The organism is Pseudomonas sp. P108 (genome assembly GCF_032613195.1).
Lineage (GTDB): Bacteria > Pseudomonadota > Gammaproteobacteria > Pseudomonadales > Pseudomonadaceae > Aquipseudomonas.
The window spans coordinates 108821-127738 of sequence record NZ_CP126692.1 but is presented as its reverse complement, the minus strand read 5'-3'; the positions used below and the strand labels follow the sequence as shown (position 1 = coordinate 127738).

Annotated in this window: 28 protein-coding genes; all 28 read right to left on the bottom strand. The window is 55.8% G+C overall.

What is annotated here, in order from left to right; genetic code table 11:
• Positions 1–8 precede the first annotated feature (8 nt).
• The gene (locus QOM10_RS30240; protein ID WP_316918532.1) at positions 9–728 is read right to left on the bottom strand and encodes a hypothetical protein; all 720 of its coding nucleotides are present in this window, start codon (positions 726–728) and stop codon (positions 9–11) included.
• Positions 729–1480: 752 nt separating this feature from the next.
• Entirely contained in the window at positions 1481–1666 is a 186-nt protein-coding gene (locus QOM10_RS30235; protein ID WP_316918531.1) for a hypothetical protein, read from the bottom strand.
• Positions 1663–1992 (bottom strand): hypothetical protein, encoded by a 330-nt coding sequence (locus QOM10_RS30230; protein ID WP_316918530.1) that lies wholly within the window; start codon positions 1990–1992, stop codon positions 1663–1665. Before QOM10_RS30230 ends, QOM10_RS30235 begins: the two co-directional genes overlap by 4 nt.
• Before the next feature lie 240 nt (positions 1993–2232).
• Complete coding sequence (locus QOM10_RS30225; RefSeq protein WP_316918529.1) at positions 2233–2553, bottom strand: hypothetical protein; 321 nt, start codon at positions 2551–2553, stop codon at positions 2233–2235.
• A gap of 80 nt (positions 2554–2633) precedes the next feature.
• On the bottom strand, positions 2634–3128 hold the full coding sequence (locus QOM10_RS30220; RefSeq protein WP_316918528.1) for an N-acetyltransferase: 495 nt from the start codon (positions 3126–3128) through the stop codon (positions 2634–2636).
• Positions 3125–3373: a hypothetical protein gene (locus QOM10_RS30215; protein WP_316918527.1), complete on the bottom strand. Its 249-nt coding sequence runs from the start codon at positions 3371–3373 to the stop codon at positions 3125–3127. The genes QOM10_RS30220 and QOM10_RS30215 overlap by 4 nt, the downstream gene beginning before the upstream one ends.
• 45 nt (positions 3374–3418) lie before the next feature.
• The gene (locus tag QOM10_RS30210) at positions 3419–5575 is read right to left on the bottom strand and encodes a hypothetical protein (RefSeq protein WP_316918526.1); all 2157 of its coding nucleotides are present in this window, start codon (positions 5573–5575) and stop codon (positions 3419–3421) included.
• A gap of 55 nt (positions 5576–5630) precedes the next feature.
• Positions 5631–5981 (bottom strand): hypothetical protein, encoded by a 351-nt coding sequence (locus tag QOM10_RS30205; RefSeq protein ID WP_316918525.1) that lies wholly within the window; start codon positions 5979–5981, stop codon positions 5631–5633.
• 113 nt (positions 5982–6094) lie between these two features.
• Positions 6095–6571: a hypothetical protein gene (locus QOM10_RS30200; RefSeq protein ID WP_316918524.1), complete on the bottom strand. Its 477-nt coding sequence runs from the start codon at positions 6569–6571 to the stop codon at positions 6095–6097.
• 313 nt (positions 6572–6884) lie between these two features.
• Entirely contained in the window at positions 6885–7268 is a 384-nt protein-coding gene (locus QOM10_RS30195; RefSeq protein WP_316918523.1) for a hypothetical protein, read from the bottom strand.
• Between the two features lie 13 nt (positions 7269–7281).
• Positions 7282–7731: a hypothetical protein gene (locus tag QOM10_RS30190; RefSeq protein ID WP_101165620.1), complete on the bottom strand. Its 450-nt coding sequence runs from the start codon at positions 7729–7731 to the stop codon at positions 7282–7284.
• 98 nt (positions 7732–7829) lie between these two features.
• Positions 7830–8057, bottom strand: coding sequence for a hypothetical protein (locus QOM10_RS30185; RefSeq protein ID WP_101165621.1), 228 nt, complete (start codon positions 8055–8057; stop codon positions 7830–7832).
• A gap of 66 nt (positions 8058–8123) precedes the next feature.
• A complete protein-coding gene (locus QOM10_RS30180) occupies positions 8124–8627 on the bottom strand; it encodes a hypothetical protein (protein ID WP_316918522.1) in 504 nt (167 codons plus the stop codon).
• A complete protein-coding gene (locus QOM10_RS30175; protein ID WP_101165625.1) occupies positions 8621–9355 on the bottom strand; it encodes a hypothetical protein in 735 nt (244 codons plus the stop codon). The genes QOM10_RS30180 and QOM10_RS30175 overlap by 7 nt, the downstream gene beginning before the upstream one ends.
• Positions 9356–9363: 8 nt before the next feature.
• Positions 9364–9951, bottom strand: coding sequence for a DUF262 domain-containing protein (locus tag QOM10_RS30170; protein WP_057451301.1), 588 nt, complete (start codon positions 9949–9951; stop codon positions 9364–9366).
• Positions 9952–10473: 522 nt separating this feature from the next.
• Positions 10474–10716: a hypothetical protein gene (locus QOM10_RS30165; RefSeq protein ID WP_057451302.1), complete on the bottom strand. Its 243-nt coding sequence runs from the start codon at positions 10714–10716 to the stop codon at positions 10474–10476.
• Positions 10717–10766: 50 nt separating this feature from the next.
• The gene (locus QOM10_RS30160) at positions 10767–11252 is read right to left on the bottom strand and encodes a hypothetical protein (protein WP_205885629.1); all 486 of its coding nucleotides are present in this window, start codon (positions 11250–11252) and stop codon (positions 10767–10769) included.
• Between the two features lie 333 nt (positions 11253–11585).
• On the bottom strand, positions 11586–11945 hold the full coding sequence (locus tag QOM10_RS30155; protein WP_057451303.1) for a hypothetical protein: 360 nt from the start codon (positions 11943–11945) through the stop codon (positions 11586–11588).
• A gap of 103 nt (positions 11946–12048) precedes the next feature.
• On the bottom strand, positions 12049–13083 hold the full coding sequence (locus tag QOM10_RS30150; RefSeq protein ID WP_057451304.1) for a hypothetical protein: 1035 nt from the start codon (positions 13081–13083) through the stop codon (positions 12049–12051).
• A gap of 144 nt (positions 13084–13227) precedes the next feature.
• On the bottom strand, positions 13228–13572 hold the full coding sequence (locus QOM10_RS30145) for a hypothetical protein (RefSeq protein WP_057451305.1): 345 nt from the start codon (positions 13570–13572) through the stop codon (positions 13228–13230).
• Between the two features lie 15 nt (positions 13573–13587).
• Entirely contained in the window at positions 13588–13782 is a 195-nt protein-coding gene (locus QOM10_RS30140; protein ID WP_057451306.1) for a hypothetical protein, read from the bottom strand.
• 21 nt (positions 13783–13803) lie between these two features.
• On the bottom strand, positions 13804–14193 hold the full coding sequence (locus QOM10_RS30135; RefSeq protein ID WP_316918521.1) for a hypothetical protein: 390 nt from the start codon (positions 14191–14193) through the stop codon (positions 13804–13806).
• 331 nt (positions 14194–14524) lie between these two features.
• The gene (locus QOM10_RS30130) at positions 14525–15214 is read right to left on the bottom strand and encodes a hypothetical protein (RefSeq protein ID WP_316918520.1); all 690 of its coding nucleotides are present in this window, start codon (positions 15212–15214) and stop codon (positions 14525–14527) included.
• Between the two features lie 216 nt (positions 15215–15430).
• Entirely contained in the window at positions 15431–15691 is a 261-nt protein-coding gene (locus tag QOM10_RS30125; protein WP_316918519.1) for a hypothetical protein, read from the bottom strand.
• Positions 15692–15703: 12 nt separating this feature from the next.
• Positions 15704–15994 carry a hypothetical protein gene (locus tag QOM10_RS30120; protein ID WP_101165636.1) on the bottom strand — a complete coding sequence of 97 codons (291 nt, stop codon included), beginning with the start codon at positions 15992–15994 and terminating at the stop codon, positions 15704–15706.
• Complete coding sequence (locus tag QOM10_RS30115; RefSeq protein WP_101165638.1) at positions 15979–16296, bottom strand: hypothetical protein; 318 nt, start codon at positions 16294–16296, stop codon at positions 15979–15981. The genes QOM10_RS30120 and QOM10_RS30115 overlap by 16 nt, the downstream gene beginning before the upstream one ends.
• A complete protein-coding gene (locus QOM10_RS30110) occupies positions 16287–16628 on the bottom strand; it encodes a hypothetical protein (protein ID WP_316918518.1) in 342 nt (113 codons plus the stop codon). Before QOM10_RS30110 ends, QOM10_RS30115 begins: the two co-directional genes overlap by 10 nt.
• Positions 16629–16681: 53 nt before the next feature.
• Positions 16682–18874, bottom strand: a complete 2193-nt coding sequence (locus QOM10_RS30105) for a phosphoadenosine phosphosulfate reductase family protein (RefSeq protein ID WP_316918517.1) — start codon at positions 18872–18874, stop codon at positions 16682–16684.
• Between the last annotated feature and the right edge of the window lie 44 nt (positions 18875–18918).

Genomic DNA, 18918 nt, shown 5'->3' with positions numbered 1-18918 from the left:
TCCTCCGTTTACTCGTTGCTGGTGCTTGTTGTCTGCTCGATCAACTGCGGAGACTGTTCGCGTAGAGCTTCAAAACCCTTGCGCATTGCCATATCGTTCACGAACGCTTCAAGCTCGATCTTGCCGGCAGTTACATTCCGCTCCATGGTTTCCCGCATCTGTTTCTGGATAAAGCCCATGGAGTTAGGAAGGCCGACGCTCAAAGTCTGGGCCATGCCTAGCACTTCCTTGAGCGCTGCCTTGCTCATCTTTCCTTCTTCTGCGCACTGCGCGAGTCGTTCAACAAGCTCGGTTGCGGTGGCCACATAGCCATCACATTTTTCGCGGACTTCACGCTCGAACGTCTCGGTCATGGTTTCAACCTTTTCGATCCGAGGAATCAGCTGCAACGGAGCTTCTTCGATGGGACGAAACTCGTAAGTAATGGGAACGCCGGCACCACCAACCGAGCTGACAAATGTTGCCCATTGGGCTTCGCTCATTTGGAACTGAATCACTTCGTCATCAGAGTGATACCAGTCGCGGCTCAGGTGTCGATCCTGGATGGCAGTGTGAAGCGTGACCGTCAGAACGCTACGATGGTTGAGGTCGGAACCGAACAGGTGAACACCACCTGGATTTACAGAGGTCTTGGCAACGCTGATTAAGCCGTAGGCAGGGTGGGAGTGGCGTTCACCATCATGTGGCGCTTCCAGGGGGGTTACAACGGGCTTCATGGTCTCGAACATTATTGATCCTGCATGGCGCTGGCGCCCCTGCGCAAGGGACGCGGATTATCCAGTCACGAACATAGGTAGCTCTGAGTAGAGAGCATCACCAATGGCATTCGCGGGCTTTTGTGCTGAGAAAGTATGTCCTCGCCATAGCCGTGTCATTGGAGAGCAGTATAAATCGTGCGCACCCAGATTCGGGTTTGAGGCGGCGAAGGATCTAGAAGCCCACGACCAACCAAAAAAAAACAGCCCCCGAGTTTGAGGCTATGGCCTGATCTTGTTTTGCGGGGACTCAGATGGATGCGAGGGATGAGCTGCACGAACCATGCGGGGATACCGGGCGGGACTCTACTCGCCTGTCCTTGAGCAACAAGGCCGATGATGAGGATGATCGCCTCCATCCTTTAGCCTGGGGCCAGCACCAAAAAGCATCGTAAGGGCCTTCAATCCTGATCCAAACAACCCGATCACATCCCGGTGTACGCATCACATGGGTAGCGTCGTGGGGCGCTTCTGACCAGTTTGCCGTGGGCTTGGGATAACGGCGGTATTCGGTACGCGCAGTAGCATGGCTTGCGAGTGCTCTCAGGTCTACCACGCGTCGTTCTAAGTAGCCGGCAGCCTCCAAGCGCCCGCAGCGGTAAGAAGGCCTTGTAACCTGCGCGTGTGCTACGTCGAACCATCCAGAGTCAGGTAGATCGTCCAGGGCGGCTCGATCTGCATCGGTGAGGGGTTTGGTCTTCACTGTCGTCATAGCAGGCCTTGACTCACTCGGTTTCGCAGAGCGAGCCAACCTCTTTCACATCGTAGAGGTCAAAATTGCCGTCATGCTCGATGTTTAATGAGTGGCAGGCAGCGGCTACATCGGCACCTGTCACGCGGTCGGGAAGCATGTGACGCTCGCGGCACCAATCAGCAACGTCATGGAGCTGTTTTGACGTTAGACGTGTCATGGAGCGCTACCGTTGAGCTGCTGGCGGAGGGCAGCGGAAAATATCGCGAGCGGTTCTTCCTTCTCTAGGGCGACAAACAAATCTTCCACTGAGGTTTGTTCTGGAAGGCCTGCGACTGTCTTCTGCAAGGCTTCACGCTGCCTTTCGTCGATTGTGACACCGGACGCCTGCTCCAAGAATTGCGCCACAAAAGCCCGATCCGGTTTCAACCCAACAGCGCTGTGACCAGCGACTTTAACGAAATCGTTTGCTCTGATTCGCGCCGTTTCACTCCCTGAGTTGTGGTTCTCGAAAACCGCGCTGAGGCGTCCGTCATTTTTGCTCATGTGCTTGCTCCTAAAGAGAGTCGGTGTGGGCGCTCAGACTAGCTGGCTGTAGCTCTTCTCAGCATTGTTTCCCAGCCGCTGGGCGTTGGGCATTCCTCGGCGGTTTGGGTTGACTGCAAGCAAGCGGTGCGAGCCCGAGACCGATCAGTGGCAATCACGGTAGCGACGATCAGCACGAGAATCAGCGCTGTCGCGACCGTGATAGTCCCGAGGCCGAACTTCACTACTTTCCTGGAAATATCAGAGGCCAAGGTCTGCTAACGCCATGCCCTTCATTTCGGCCCATTTGCGGCCTATGACTTCGACCTTGGCCGCGTCCTCATTACTCAGCAACTCCACCGACTCAACAGGATAGTTGAGGGTGGTGATTTTGCCGCTTACTGGCGCTCGCATGTGAACGACACTGCCTTCTTTCAGCGGGCCTGCGGGATACTCCAAGCGTGTACCGACCCAGACCTTCCCTTGATGGGGCTGGCAATCGATCACGATGCCATCGCGCACAAACCATTCGGTGAAGTCCTGGCCACGGTCGGCGAGGGTGATTTTTTGAACAGTTGCCATGATGATGCCTCTAGGGTGTGACTGGATTGATTACCTATCATGCACCCGGTTTTTATGTGTCATCGCCGAGGCGAAGTGTTTTACCGCTTTACGAGCCGGGTATAGGTGAATACTGGCTGCCCAGATTCGGAATCGATACCCTCGGTGGGTTCACTCGCTAGCACGGCGCTGGCCACTCGTTGCGATGCGATGTTCTCTTTTCCTACCACGGCCTCAATGTAGAACTGAGTAATGCCGTGGCGCCCCAAGCCTGCACTCAACTCCTGAATACCGGCCTCAAGAATTTGCTTGGCCCAACCTCGTTGCCGGTACGCTTCGGGCACCGCGTAGCCGATGTTAAAACAAGCGATGCCGTCGATAGGCTCATGATGCACAAACAGCGCGATAGCCTTGACCCGGCCATGCTGAATCCGAGCAAAGGTGTAGCGGGTGACTCCGTTTGGCTGGTCGAGCACCACCCTCACTTCCGAACCTAGGCCCGTAGGATGTGTCGGCATGCCTCGGCGAACCTCTCGTTGAAGGCTCACAAGTGCATCCATAGGGTCAGCAATCTGCTGGGAGGCTACTTGAGTCATTGGCTAACCACGCGCAAGCCGAGCGCGGCGGCGCTGGAAGATGCCAACTCAGGGGTGTCCCAGCAGCCAATCCAGAACTCCTGTTTGTCCGTGGGAGCGACCGCAAAGGGAGGTACATCTGCGCCACATTCATTCTGTTTGTAGATCACTACCTCAACCCCCTGTAACAGGTACTCAGTCATTTCAGCCCGGCACTCTGGGAATGCAGCTTTAACATGTTCACTTTGTGCTGTAGTGAGTTTCATAAAACCTCTCGATATCCCATTCTACGTTGGGCGGGTGCTTGTCTGTTATTCCAGGCCGGGGATCGTGGCAGGCGAACGTCCATCGCGACGGCGATGTAGCAACTCATCCGCCAGCTGCTGTGCGTACTTCTCAACTTCCATGGCCCTTGGGATGTGCAGCCCTCGACTTCGGCGTAACGCTTTGAAGGCCTTAAGGCTGACCGGTACGGTGTAGTAGAGCGAGAGCTGATCCCATGGATTACGGATATCACCGAGTGGGTCAATACGGTCGAGGATTGAGTTGCCCCTGTAGGTGTCTACGCCCAAGTGGCGAAGCTCTGCTGGAATGCCATCCAGTGGCAGGCCTGTCACTGTCATCACATCGAAGACCGACGAAACCTCCAGGCTGATGAACAGCTGAGCTTCTTCTTCTCGGTTCACTGCGCAGCAATAAAAACCATACGTGTAGTCGATCAGGCGAAGCGTGTCCGCCAGCGATTTGCCAGCCCTGGCGCGGCTTCCGACGCGCTGGTTGCGTACAGGCTCGTAACGAATCTTGATCGATCGGTGACTGTTAATCACCTGAACACCACTGCCTTTACCGTTGATCAGCTTGCCCTGACCCAACGCCAGCAACGCATCCTGATGCGCCGGGGTGTCTACGCTGACGCGTTCATGGTTCAGCGCCATCAAATCATCAACGAGTTTGGGGAGATACTTGGCGGCAGCTTTGTAGAACCAATCCTGTACAGCCTCCTTGCGATTCTTGAAATCCTCTTTCACAAGTTGCGCAATGGCCTGCACTTGATTGTGCCGAGCCAAGAAATGGCAGTCTCGTATGACACGCTCAGGTGTGGACAGGGCGGTCGAGGACAGGCCTTGCAGACTCAGGCGAGGCAACTTTTCCTGCTCATAGAACGGCAAGCTGTCTATGTCGCGACGGATAAGTTCGAGTTGGCCATCCCTGCCCAGTGCGAGAAGGGGTGTCTCATGGTTGAGCGCGGTAGACGGCACGTACAGACTGTCGTCTGGGACACTCGCGGCAAAACGTTCTTCCATCCAGAGGTTCGGATTGTAGCGTTCCGCCCATTTAGGCTCGATGGAATGCAGAAACCGGCTATTCAACTCGGAGCTGGTTCGGGTTTCCAGCTTGAGTTCGTATTCAATGGGCACGGGTAGCTGGTCGCAACTGCCGGCCCACTTGTGGGGGAGACGCACCATGGAGCCAGTCGCCAGCTGGGGTTCGGCTACCTTGCGCGTGAAGTAGCGTTCGCGGCACTGGTCGATAAAAAGGGTGAGCCACAGCAAATCCCAATCTTGCAGATCGGACAGGTTGCCGAGCACACGCAGACCTGTGTCAGAAACCATTAAAGCATTGCCGGCGTCCCCTTCGCTTGCTCGCCGTCCATTGTCCCCCCACTTGATGCCCAGCAGGTCGTAGGGAAAGTGGCTGCCTTCGATTCGGTTGAGGTTGTACCTGTCATTGCGAGCCCGCATCCGGGCCTCTTGCAGCGGATGTTCGTAATTACCCTTGTCGGTGAGAACAATGATGCGCCCACCCGCATTGATCACCATCACGAAAAAGCTGTCGCTGATGTTCGGGGCAACGATCACGCACAGTGAAAACCCGACTGGGATGCGCCGAGCATGGGAAATGAGTTCTTCAATTGAGTCGAAGGCGAATACCAAGCGACTGACTTTCGCCTTGGCCACGTCGTCCACTGGCCCATCGCAAATCATCAGCCGTGTGAGGCGTGAAACCCCATGGTAGGCATCGAGCCCGACAAAGCAGCCGCTATCGCGGACAAATTGACGACTTTTCTCATCCAAGGTCTGTGGCGTGAGTTCGCGGTAGTGGGCGAGGGCGCCTTCGCAATAGGCGTAGAAATCGTCGAACAGGGTCACCGAGGCGTTGTCGCTGAATAGGGCGTTCATACGGCCAACAAGATCGACTCGGGCTTTCAGGCGCTCGTTGCCGGCGAGAATGTCAGCCAGCGTAAACGACTCGGCGGCAGCGAATTGCTCGGCCAGCGTCTTTACCACCAGCGCAACGGTCAAGTCATCCTCAACTGCCTGGGCTTGCTGTACCCGCTTGTTGGCCTGATAGAGGTCGAAAGACTCACCGCCCACCGTGAATGAGTAGGAGCTGCTGCTGACGGATTTTCCCGTCAGTTCTTCCCAAAGGGATACAGCCTGGGCGCGAATGCTTTTGTCTGTGCTCACGGCGCGGGTTCCTGTCGCTGGTTACGGCATCGTTTCAAAGTTGGATTGGGGATAGTCAGGCTGCGGGCTCAATTTCTTCCCATTCCCAAAACTCGATGCTGGGCACCTCGTCTTCATCCCCGTCACGGTCACAATAGAAGTCCAGGCTAACGCCTTTGTCGTTTGGCTCAGCAATGACCTCTCCGACCTCACCGCCACGCGTCAAGCCGAATTCTTGCTTGATGGTCAGCGAATCGCCAATTTTAACGTGCTTGGCCCAATCAGGTTTTCCCTGATTGACACCATTGTGTTCTAAGGAAATATCCGACAGTGCCTCGGGCTCCTTCTTACCGCAGTCGGAGCACCAGTTGATTCCAGGGCCTTCCTTGTGCTGGTTTGGATGACGGCAGTTCGTTGTTTCGTTCATCGAAATGTCCATTGCTTAAATAGAGAGCGCGAAACCCACGCCCCGATACCGCCAACCCCCCAATGAAGGGGGAGTGAGCCAAGCGGGCTACCAGTTCAGGGACGATCCCCGTATCAACGGTGGGTATCAGTGCCGTTTTCAATGAGCATCAATTCCGCAGCGATGAGTTCATCTTTCTCATCCTGACCCAAGGCATCCCACTGGTTATATTCATCAGCATTTGCGTTCCAGCGATCCGCAGCGCGTTTCGCAAGGTTGTCGTACAGTGCTACACAAACGGTGCTGTCAGCACGTCGCAAAATTTCGTCCTTTTGCTGCCGCGTTCCTGCTTTTGCCAATTCCACTGGATCTGCGTCACTGGTGACCGTGGCGACCACACCGTATTTTCGACCTTGCATGCGGAAGAACTCGAAAGCTTCAACTTCAGTGGGGCTCAGCGATGCAAAGGGACGGCCATTCAGCTGAAATGCCTTCACAAGATCGGCCATCACAGAATCTGTGATTGAACCCAGCATGGCGACAAGTTCGGTCGCCAAGGCACCTTGATTTGGGGATGACGCGAGGGTGCGATTGCTTTTATCTATGCTCATGCTACGGGTTCCGGTAAATGGTCACTGCATCGTTCAATGACAGGTTTCTTGGCGCAATTACCGCGCCTCTCTACTGACCCGGCCCCGGCAATGCCGAGGCTTGGTGCGCTGGTTTAAGAGTTCAACCACTCATCGTAGGTTTTAATCTCCCAACCCAATTGAGTGGCTTGTTCAACGTAGATTTCGTAACGGTCTCGAAGGGTGCTCATCGCTCAATTTCCTAGTTGGTGGCGCATTGGCGAAACAATCACTGAGGTTACTCAACCCAAGTTGATCAGGAGGTCATCATCGCCCTAGAAAACCTGTGTCATCGTCACTGGGATACTTTTTTTGTGTTCCGAGTCTTCAACGCCGAAAGAAAGATTTCGCGTGGCAGTGATGGTGCGAAAGCCGGGTTGGCCTGAGTCCAACTCTCATAGTCGGCGCAGCTACCCACCTGCAAGCAGCCTGTAGCGTTCATTTCATGCACGTACTGACATTGGTGCAGAACTTCATTACTGGCGTCAGGACGCTCCATCTGAGCGGTATCAGCCAATGTGGTGGCGTGAGTTCGGGTGATTACGTCGCAGTAGCCCGCTGCTACTGAGACTGCGTACTCCTTGAGGTACTTTGCGGGTAGTGGCTGCTCCGGCGCGTCAGGCGCTGCGTATGCGGTGCCTGCTAGGATGCCGAGTATTGCCAAGCAGAAAATCTTCATGTCATTTCCGTGATCAGTTTGCTTGTGCTGTAGGGCAAGGAACCAGCTTGGCTACAACCTTCACTTCTGGTTCGCCGGGGACTGTTGGAACACCTTCGATAGAACTGGTCGATTCTGTGCATTCACCATTCGCCAAAGTAACGACGGTGCCAACCCAAACCTTCCCCTGTTCTACAGCAACGCTTTGTTGAAAATCCTCGTATGTGCCAAATTGCTTTGACCATGCGATCTGTTGCGGAGTCATGTCTTCAGTGCCAGGGTAAACACGTCTGATATACATAACCTCATGCCCATTTTTTGAAAGCACAACTGTTGACTCGGACTTCGTCGCTTGGATCTGAGAGGGTGAGACGTTGATTGCCGAACGCTGCTTATTCTGCTCGTCGATCTGCGCTTGGGTGACGCAACCGGTTAGCGAAAGGATGGCCAAAACTGTCGCGCCTAAAGTTATACGTGCATTCATCGACTTGCTCCTTCAATCAGCGTCGGTCTTTCCGGTGCTTTTACGACCTCGGCCCCGGTTTTTGAGGCCGGGGCTTGGGGTGTACCTGGTGCGATTTCTTACAACGATTCGAGCTGTTGAGGCTGAGCCAAATTGAAGCCTTCCCAAGCGCCGCGCACCCACTCCACTGCATACCGTCCGTTACGGTTGCGCTCAAGAATGGTTTTGAGCATCGCATCGCTAGCGGAATATCCAAACCGCTCAACTGCAACACGCTTAACGCCTGCCTCAAATTCCGGGCGCTTATCATCCAGAGGCTCTGCTGGGTAGATCTGCTCTTCGGTCATGGTTCAATTCCTAGGACGGGTAATGTCATATTTAGAATTCTTCAAAATGATTAACTGAATTGCACATCATCCAGCCACCATTTGTTCTTTCTGCGCTGGCAGCAGCTGTGTATCGGTACACCCTGAACCAGCATTTTGAGACTTGGGAAATGCCTTGTCGTGTTTGCCATCGCAAGAATGGCATAGGCGACGTTTAGTGAGGTCTGCGCTGGCAGGCACCAAAAACCACCTTCCACGAGCCTTCATTTTCCAGTTGTTGTTTTTTGGCTTGTGGCCGCAAAGCGCTACGCCTGTCTGGGGCACCACCCAGTGCAGAACGTGGCCACCATTTGCCCTGGCCAGCACGGGATTGGGGCTATCACCGAAGCCGCTGCTGCGCATGTCCTGCATGCCGAAAATCAGCGGTGAGAGGTTCCCAATAGGGGAGGCCGGTCTCCCATCTGGGAACTGACACTCATAGTGAGCCCCATTGATTGTATAGACGGCATCGTGTCCCCAGTGGATGGACTTACCGCAGAGGCAGCACACACCTTCGTCGATACAGAATTCGATAAACTCGCGACTCAGCATTGATGATCACCATGAGCCGAACATTCCGGTTCAACCCACTCCTGGGGCTCACCGATGATGCGCGTGGCCGTAGCCTTGCACGATGCGATGCTCTTACCGCCACGCGGAAACTCCATCCATTGCTTCCCTCGCAGCCCATACACGTTGTCAATCTCGTAAGTGCCGTCAGCCAGTGCAGTGATCGTCAGCTCATTGCGAGTGCCCTGATTGGCGATAAGAACGGTCTTGCCCGGCGTGAATTCCTGCTGGCGCCGGGCAAGTCGCGGACTGGTTGCCTTTGGCTGGCTTGGACTTGGCAACAATTCCATATGACCAGCAACGCCCAGCGCACCTGTTCGATCCCCATTCTGGCGAGCGAGGATCAACGCGTTGCGAATCTCTGTGGCCAGGGGAGGCGGCACACACGCCAGAACGAAGTCTTTCCAGAACAGGTTGATGTAGCCCTGCCACTCGTCGCCGAGTAAGTCAAAGAAGCCAAAGCCATCGGGATTGATGCCTTGATCCTCTGGCTCTGCATCTACAGGACGCAACCGCTGCGACTGAGCAGCCAGCTGCCCGTGTGGGTAGCCATTCGGCTTGAAGGTGCCTCCCGGCTTGCACACGACCATTCCCGCGTCCGTTCGCCTGACGACCTTTGCCTCGAACAGCCGCTTAATGCCGTCGTAGACGGCCACGGCATCACCGGCATTCAGCGTTGCAATCCACGCTGTCACAGCTAGCTGATCCATATGGAGCCTCAGTTCTTATCGGCTTTGGCTTGTGCTTCGGCCAGCAGCCCACGCACGCGCTCGATTTCCGCCGCACTGTGAGGCGTTCCTCCAGCGTTCAAGTCGAGGTACTGGGTGAGAAGCTGCTCGCGGCTGGTGAAGTCATAGACGGCGACCTTCACATAGAACTTGCGTGGGCTGTAGGCAGTGCTCAGCAACTCTTTGGCTGAGTAGCCGAATGGCTTAACGTTGCCTTTGACGAATTCAGTAATGGCAGTGAAGCGTTGCAGACCGTCAACGCATTGCAGGCCGGGCGGAAGGTCGGTATCTGCTTTGGTAACATCGCTCCAGCTGGGACTGTTGAACTGGATCAGCAAGCCGCTGACCGGGACGACGCCGCGCAGGCAATTTTCGATGTAGTGGGCTTGCTGTTCCGGCGTCCAAACGTGCCCGCGCTGAAAGTCTGGGATCAGCTCCAAGCCACCGTAATCTTCGCCAAGCCCAATCAAGGCGCGTTCCAGGCCATCCCAGCGATAGTCCGCAGACCAGCGTGCAGTGCGCAGGGGCTTAACAAGGGTGTCGAGATGTTGTTCGAACTCGCTGATCTGGCGTGCCATGGTTGAATTCCGTATCCGAGGGACAACAGTGTCCGTTCTTTGAGGTGCCCAGTATGTCCGAGGAACACTCGTGTCACGACCTACTGCTCGTAACACAGCAAATTCCTCGGGGGCCAAACTAGGATCTGAGGCATTCAATGCCGGGACGCGTCGCTGTCCCACTTTCCGGCTTAGCGCGCTATAAGGTCGCATTGGGCTGGCTCAATGCTCACAGTGTTGGACGTTGATCGTGCCGTCAGCGGTAGCAGAAGGGGACAGCCGCTGATCTGAACCGCACCAGCTGATCTTTCTGCCGCTTGGTTGGCCCTGCACGAGGATATCCTGGCAGCATTGCGTCACCGGAGCATGGTGAGCTTCGACAAATTGAAAGGCTTGGCTGTCGAAGCATCACTCTCCTAGCCTAAGCGTCCAGCTTTAGGATTCAACCCAATTCATCCCAGTTGCTCATCGTCGGCTCCCAAAATGGGTGGCGGAAATCCGCGCATGCGCGGACTTATCGAATGAACCTGCGGTGGGTCGGCTTTACCCGTACTCGCGAACTGTTGCGGCAAATGCCTTGAGGCCATCGGCCAGGGTGTCTAGCTGATCAAGCGGAAAAGACTTGGGCACTTCAATGGTGATGGTAGGTGCTTCGCCCACAAGCAGATAGGCATGGGCAATACGCTTGTGCTTGCCTTTGACGTTCATCCCTGCGGTAACAGTTCCCCGGACACTACCGCTAGGCTGTTCGAACAGGTCTGCCTCAATTTTCACTTCGCCGGTCATTCTTCGTCGCTCTGGTTTGACGTTCAGTTGTTTTCAGGCTGGTGGGACTTTCAGTCAGCTAGGCCAGCTACACCGTCCCCGATCCACAAACGGGTTGCCACGCGTTGGATGATTGCAATGTCTTCGTTGCTGGTCGGGACTTTCAGCAACTGGCCAATGAACGCGTCCTGGGCAATCTCTCGGCAAAAGTCTGGGCGGTTATAGCCTGAGCGAAGCAAGTTCGAATATCTCTCTGCACCAAGCAGGCGCTCAACAGCGCTGTCGAACTGATCCTTGGTGATTGGCGTCGATTCCGAGGCTGGGGAGTCGGCAGTCGCGACTTGCTGCCATTGCCCATTGATACCTTTTTTTCGGAATAGCTGGCCGGGCTTCGACAATGCGATCAGTTCGCCGTGGTCGTTCACGCCAGCGTCCCACTCACGCATCATGTCGACGGTAATGCCGATCAGCTTGGCGGCTTCCTTCTGGCTGGGTGCAGCAACCATAACCTCATGGATGCCGTCCAGGTTTGCGCAATAGGCTTTGTTCTTGGCCATGAATGTCACGTTCCCTAAATTCAGTTGTTGTGGTCTCAGCGAAGAAAATTGCCGAAGCCTGTTATGTGAGGTGGCGATTAGTAAACCTTGGTTTTAACCAGCGGACTGGATGGGCTCTTCTGGCGAGTATTGTTGCTTCCATGTCGGCTGAATTGCACCGTGTGACGGATGCCGTCGAACGGGATGTTCAAGTGCCCACCATTCGCTGCACTGCGTATGGGGCCGAACTCCTGGTGACCGCAGCTGGTGTACAAAACGCGCAAACCGCGCTGAGCTGTCACGCCGTAGCTTTTGCGATTCCAACCCATAGCTGCCATCGCTGCCTTTTCCCGATCAAGAGTAATGGAACTTGAGGTACTTGCCTTTGGGCAGCGGAATCCACACCCAACCGGCAAAGTCGTCGCCGGACATGCCCCCATTGCTGTATTGGTCGAGGTAGATATAGCGGAACGCAGTGCCCGGTTCATCCTGTCGATTGCCGGCATGGGAATCGGCAATTTCGAACTCGCAGGTGTAGTCACAGTCATCGATGAATTCGTTGATGTGTTTGAGCTTCCGCGCCCCGACAATCGTTGCGACATACGCCAAGGCTTCCTCGCGTTTTTGTCGCTGCTGGCGGTCATGTTCCAGCGCTGACGCGTTGGCTTCTTCCATGATCCGTGCGTAGTCGGCATCTGTCATTCCCAAGTCCATGGTTCGCTCCTGTTCGAGGTTGTGTGTTCAGGGCCGCTGCGGCTCACGATTACGTCATATCAACGTGAACCATGGCCGCATTGAGCGAAGTGCTGTGAAATGATCAGCCGGCCAGCAGGCTCAGTTGCTCGGTGGGGGCATTGTCGCTGATAACCCACTTGGTGCAAGCCGGTGGAAGGCTGGTAACGGTGTAAAGCCGGTTGTAATCGTTTGGCACCTCGATGTGAATCTCACTGCCCTTGGTGCTGGCGCCCAACTCTTTGACCGCTTGCTGGATTTTGCTTTGCTCCCAGCTTTCCACCGAGACAGCCGTGTCGATAACGACTTTGACGCCTTGGCTCGGAATGAAGGGCGCGCTATTGATCGCCTCCCGATATGCTTTGATACGGGTGCGGTAGCTGCCTGGGGCTTGCAGTTCCGATTCCCATAGGTTGGTCACGTAATTGGCCACGTAGCTGTAAGCCCAGCCGTCACAGCGCCAGCAGCCGTCGTCGCCCTTGACCAGAATGCAGTCGGAATCAGCGTTGATTTTGTGGAAGCGAGGCGACTCCACGGCGAAAGCCTTGGCTTTTGCTGGCGCGTAGCCCAGTGCGGGGTTGCGCATGCCATAAACCGGGGTGCTGCGGTTTTTGAGGATTCGCCAAGCGCCGAGGTGGATGCCGTTGAAGATTACTCCGAGGGCTTCGGAGTCGCCGTAGAGAGAGGCGCCAACGGTCTGACCGTCTTCCAGTGCCTTGGCGAGTGCGGCACCACCGGCAACTGTTTCGAGCTGGGGCTTCACCTTGACGAATTCGTCTTCGCCGATAACAGCAGACCAGCCTTTTGAAACAGAAAGCTCGAACTGAAAGTCATCCAATTCTACAGGGTTCTCCAGTTCCTTGAGCCAGCCGGCGATGTAGCCCTCTGGGGTGATGTTGCGTCCGCCAGTGCCTTGCAGCATGCCACCCTCGCAAGAGGATGCAGACCAGAAGATGATGCGCATGACGGCAGCCAGGTCGCCGATAGCGCGTGCGCCCCAGCGAGGTGTACGTGGGGTCACGTTCTTCTCGTAGGTCTCTTCGTAAAGGACGTAGAAGGTTTTCCCGTCGGCGTTATTGAATGCTGCGACCAGTTTGCCGGTGGTGACGGTAGCGCCCATGTTCTTGCTCCAATCAGAGGGGCGTTGAGCCCCGCGTTTTCGATGGAGTAAGTGTCCATGGGAAATAGGAGTGTCATCGGCATGCTTAGCCAAATAACGAAACTCGTCGGAAGCCAGGATGGGAAGTCGAAACCCGGAATGAGTTTAGGGCTGTCGAACCTCGATATAAGCGAACACCTCGGTTCTCGGATGAGTGTTTGCTTTATCAAAGCGCTGGCCTTCGCGAACAGTGAACCAGTGGTCGGCGACACTGATTATGTAAGTTTTGGTCACGTCCAGAGTAGGCAGAAAACGCTTCAAGGTCACACGGTTTTCCGGTCGTGTCATGGGCGTTATTTGGAACCCCATATCATCACGCAGCATGCACCAAGCTGCTACGACATTCATGCCATTCACGCTATCCCAGCCTCGTCGCTGCGCAATGGACAGGACGGCTTGAAGATCCTCGCCGGTGGCAATGTGAATGGCGTATGGCACACAGTCGCTCATGACTACTTTTCCCGTTTATTCCAGAGCTTCGCCGGTTAGGTCGAAATACTGACTCGACAAGACCGCCATTTCAGTTCGCAGCTCGGCAACGTCTTCGTCACTGAGGTTGTTGCCATAGCCCGCCGCGACAGCCCGGTCACGCAACGTCGCATGCGCGCCTGCAAGGCGGTCAGCCTCGGCTTCCTGTTCCTGAGTCAATAAGTTGGTCATGGCGTTATTCCTTTTGGCCCTTCACCGTGCAACCTGCGAGAACACAATCGTAGACACAGCCAGAACCGCCAGGGCGGCAAGAAACTCGTACTGCGAGACCTTGCGGCGAATTGCTCGAACGCCAACCTGCTCGTGTTCTAACGGGGCCACTCTCCGCACATTTCTCATGTAGAGATAAGCGTGTCCATGGATCATGGCTATCCCAATCGCCACACAAAAGGGCAGAGCCCAAAGCAGTCTTTTATAAAAGTATGCCGTGGCCACCTCATCGCTTGCGTTCGCAGCAGAATCAAGGCCAAAGCCCAAGATTAGACTTGAGAGAAAGACTCCACCGCCTGCTATTGCGCAAGCGATGAATGTCATTACGCTGAACTCGATCAGGGTGACCCTTGGGAAATCGGAAAACTTCATGCAGTACGAGACCTTTTTCGTGTCAGTTCCGGGTGGGCACAAACCCGTCGCCGTTGCAGGTTTTACAAGCTGGTTCATTGCGCCACGGTGCGCGACCGTAGCAGGTAGGGCAACCGTGAAAGGGCGAGCAATCTACCCATGCTCGCAGCACCTGAGCAAGCTGGTACTGGTCGCTGGCTTCCGCCTGCACGCAAGCCTCAAGCGTTGCTCGGTATACGTTGATTTCGGTGATAGGTACTGTCTGCATGGTTTTATTCCCCTAGGCTCGGTTCTGCGAGGCAATTGGCACAACGTCGGAGCTGGTAATTTCGGCGAGAGCTAGTGTTTAGGCTCACGCCTTTCCGGTTGCCGCATTTTCAGTGAAGAACCCTTCGGCCACCAGTTGTGCGTAGGCGACTTTGAGCATTTCCTTGTGACCTTCGATGCTTTCTTCCTCATCCATCTGGTCGTAGCCAGTCAGCACGTCATACCAGTTGAAGAAAGCATCGAAGTTGGAGAACTCCCGGCAGTTTTCATCGGCATCGCGGCGAATTGCCGTTTTCACCCCTTCGAGCGCAGTTTGAGCGTGCCAGCTGCTGATCAGGGGCTCTGCCTCAAAATGCGACTCGTCCTGCTTTGTCGCTGTATGGAACGCTGTGAGGTCTACGAGGCCAGCATCAACAGACTGGTAGGAGTCGGGGACTTCCGCGCCGAAAAAGCTCCACACGATGGCGTACAGGTAACCGATCTGGGGATTCGTGCAGTAGTAAGGCGGGAACGGTACGGCTTGACTGTCCGTCGGCGCCGGCAATGTCACAACCCAGAGCCCATCACCGACGTCCTGAGCGCTGATGCGCAGCTTCAACACTAGCGGCCAGACCTGGGCGATATTCTTCTCGGGCTCAAAATATTGGCCCTTGTACGTCACCCCCGCGTGCTCCCAGTCGTCGAACGGGAAGAACAGGTCTTCACCTTCCGTAGCGCCAAGAGTCAGCGACACGTACAGGTTCAGCAGTTGGCCGTTCAGCTCCATGGTTTTCATTCTGGGGTTCCTTTCTGGGCATCTGTTTGGGATGTGCCCAGTATCAAGGAGCCCTTGCTGTGTCATCGCTGTGCAGCGGGCAATCGAGAAGATCCTCAATCCCCAAGATGGGTGCCCATAATTCCGTGGCGCGTTGGGGCTGACGCACGCAGGGCTGCTGGATGGGAAACCCGCCTATCCCGCGCTCAGCGCCTACCCTGGGTAGCGAGAATTTTGCTATTGAAACTCAACGCCCAACTCATCGCAGCACTGCTCGCATAGCCCGCCACCTTCCTGCTCGCTGTACTGCAACTCACTAACCTCATGCCACCAACCGCACTGGACACACAACTCGGTATCTACTTCCAGTAGGTCAGCTTCGAGTCGAGTTTCGTCAACATCATCGCCCATTTCGAGTTCTTCGACAGCGGCACCGATCTGCTTGCAGGTGCCCCGTAGGTGTTCACCCAATTGCGCAAGCTGTTCGCGGGTAAGCATGGTTGAACCTCGTCAGTCTGGTTTTCGGACAATGATCATTCCGTCATCCAGGCGCATTGCATTTACCGGCGTTGCTTCACTGGGCTGGATGAACTTCATGCGTGGGAGGCCGTAGGGGTGCGTATTCAGCTGGATCGTAGCAAAGCCCCCGCGTTGCAAAAGCTCGGTCGCGAGCCGATCACTCTCTGCTCGGCTGCCTTCTTCGCGAGCGACTTTGCAGGCCAACTCTATCTGCCGGTCTACCTCGGCTTGAGTGAATAGACCCAGCGCAGAACGTATCTTGCTGGCTATGTGTTGGAGCATTGCTCGGTTCCTTGATCAGCAGCGGGGGCATAGGTTTGTAGTTCGCGCCAAGCTTCGAACGCGCTGTAGGCCAGGGCGCGGTCGTCGTTCAGCGTGTCGGTGTAGCCGTATTCGGTTTCACGGACGATAGGCACGATTTTGTACTCGGTGCGCAGGATAACGCCACCGAAACCACGTGGCTGTATGACGCGCACAGCCTCGACCGGCTTCCCAATCTCGGGTTTGGCATCATCCATGATCGTGAAACCATCGGCCTTGTACCGTGCCTCGCGCTCCAGCTGATATTCGGTTTTCATACGCATGGTTGCTCTCCTTCTACGGCTTTGCTGGTGACTGCCGGCGCCAACATGGTTGTGATTCGGTGTGCCAGGGCGTGGCGAATACGTTGAGGGGATTGCTCGGGGCGCTGGAGTACGCGGCGAGCGTGCAGCAGATGCTCAACGTTCTCCCGGCTAATCGACACGCTGCCTTGGGTTGCAGATACGGTGGTGCTGTCATGCACCTCAATCAGCGCAGCCAGCAGCTCGATTGAAATGCTCGTTTGGCTTGCGCCTACTGACGCTGCGTGCGGAATCACTTCGCGCAGCCCTTGAAGTTCGGCGGCAAAGTTTTGGATCGATGCGGTTGCGGTCACAGTCTTCTCCTGCGGCTTACGGGGATGGTGTTTGGTGCTGGCGCTCGCCAGTTTCAAATGTTGGGTTTGAGGATCAGGCCGCTGCCCAGCAGTACGCCATACGCCACCAGAACGGCTGGCTCGTATGCGGTAATGTCGGGGCCGTCATCATCGATATGGCCGGCGCATCCAGCGGCCCAAACCGCCATGAAGCTTTCGAACGTGTGCGAGGTCAGTGGCTGCTGAGCCAGCAACTCGCACGAACGGGCGAGCATCTGGGAAAGGGATGGGGCATCAAACTCTTTGCCATGCACCAGACACATGTGCGTGATCACTGCCTTGTAGCTTGCCTCGTAGTCGGTGCCAGCCTGATTCTGCTCATGAACCTTACCTGCTTTTGTTTCGGCGGCTGGCGCTTGATCGTCGCCGGCATCCTCGAATCCAAAGAGCGAACCTTGGATTTCCCCCGCTGGTGCGGACACCGCGATGGCCAAAGCATCGGCTTGCTCGCCGTGAATACCTGCAAGCTTGGTGTTCAGGTGCGCGATGATGGCATGTGGATCGTTGAGGATCGGCTGCAACCCGTGGCGTGTCAGTTGGGTGCTGACTCGAAGCATGCGATCCCAGTCGCTGTGCGACCCCTTGAACAACTGCACCGTGCCCAACCCAAGCAAATAGTGGATGGCAGCGTTCGGAGTGTCGTTCAGCCGCTGGCTGTCCAGCACGCGGTCGAACTCGAACTCCATGAACAGGGCAAGGCCCTCGTCGTCAATGTCGTACTCGTTGCCCACCTGGACGTTCGTTAGGTACTGGCCATCGCGATTGACGATCAGGTCTTCGCAATCTGCCGCAGCAGCGTCAACGTCACGCAGACCGCTGAATGTGCCGTTGAACTGTGCGTCGGTGAATGGAACTCGACCACGGAAAGCCACGTCCTTTTCGGTGTAATCGGGTATCGAATCCAAGTCTGGGATTCGGAAGCGCTTGCCTTCGCTGTAAACCGAGCGATAGAGCTTCATCGCAGTCCACGCGGGCTGATAGCCATACCGCCCCCAATTCAATTCGATAGCCATGATCTGTTTGAGACTCAACAGTTTGAAGCGCGGTGCGATGCCGAGACGGCGGGCCTCGATCTGCTCGTCAGCCTGGATGCTGAGGACGATCCCCAGCAGCTGCCGGGTGTACTCCGGGCCGTAGGCATTAGGGGTAACTGTAATCCAACCATCTTCGCCCACGTCACGCGCCAGCCAAGCCCGCGCCGATGGGTTGAAGTGCATCTTGATCATAAACGAGCGCAGGTCATTCAGTGGCTTCATCCACGCATACTCGCCGCTCTCAGCAGCGATGAGCGATTCAGCCGAGGTGTCGCGGGATACGCGGGCGCACGTCCAGCAACCTGTCCTCGCATTGCACGGAGCCTTGCTCTGCTCTTTACCGGCGATGTAGGCATTGACCATGCAGTCCCCGCCGTTGAGGTCGCGGTACAACTCGACCAACTGGTTGAAGTTGTCGTAGGTCTCGATCTTTTCCGAACGCACGTAGCCGATGAACTCGAACACGTCGAACTGCGAGAAATTGGCGATAGGGCTGAGTACCAACTGACCGTCTTCCATCACGTCCACCGCGTCTACGGCACTCTCACCACGGTTAGCCATTGCACGACCGCGAGTCGCCGATTCGTCGAAGCGGGTGCCGATCAGCGACACGATCTGAACGGCCTTGGCCTTTACGCCGGTCTCTGCCGCAATGTGCTTGCGCACCTGTCGCTTGAGTTTGTCCAGTGGGTAGGCCTTGGTCATTTGCTGGCATTTGGTGTTGTTACCCACGCTCATGATGGTACGACCACCAATCACCGAGACGAGGTAGTCCATGCTCAGCCCCGGCGAAGCCAGCCAGACTCGCATTGGAATACCGCTGACCTCCGCATATTCATTCATGCGCTTGATCATCAGCTTGTTGTAAGCCGTGACCACCGGATTTTCCATGAGGGTGTCTGAGTGACAGATATTCAAGGTCGGAACACTCACGCCCTCGGCGATCAGCTCACGCATAGCAATCAGCGCTATGGACAGTGTTACAGATGAGTCCTTCCCACCGCTCCAGGCCACGGACAGGTGACGGCCAGCCAGTACCTGCGCTTTGATGGCCTGCACCGCGATGGCAACCTTCTCCATCATGGATAGTTCCAGGATGGGCGCCGGGGCGGCGTTCTCAAAGGTGACAGTCTCGGTAACGTCCAAGAGTGCGATGGTCTGTTGCATGCCCATGTCGGTGAGTCCGTGGCTTGATTTCGATGTAGCCATCATCAGGG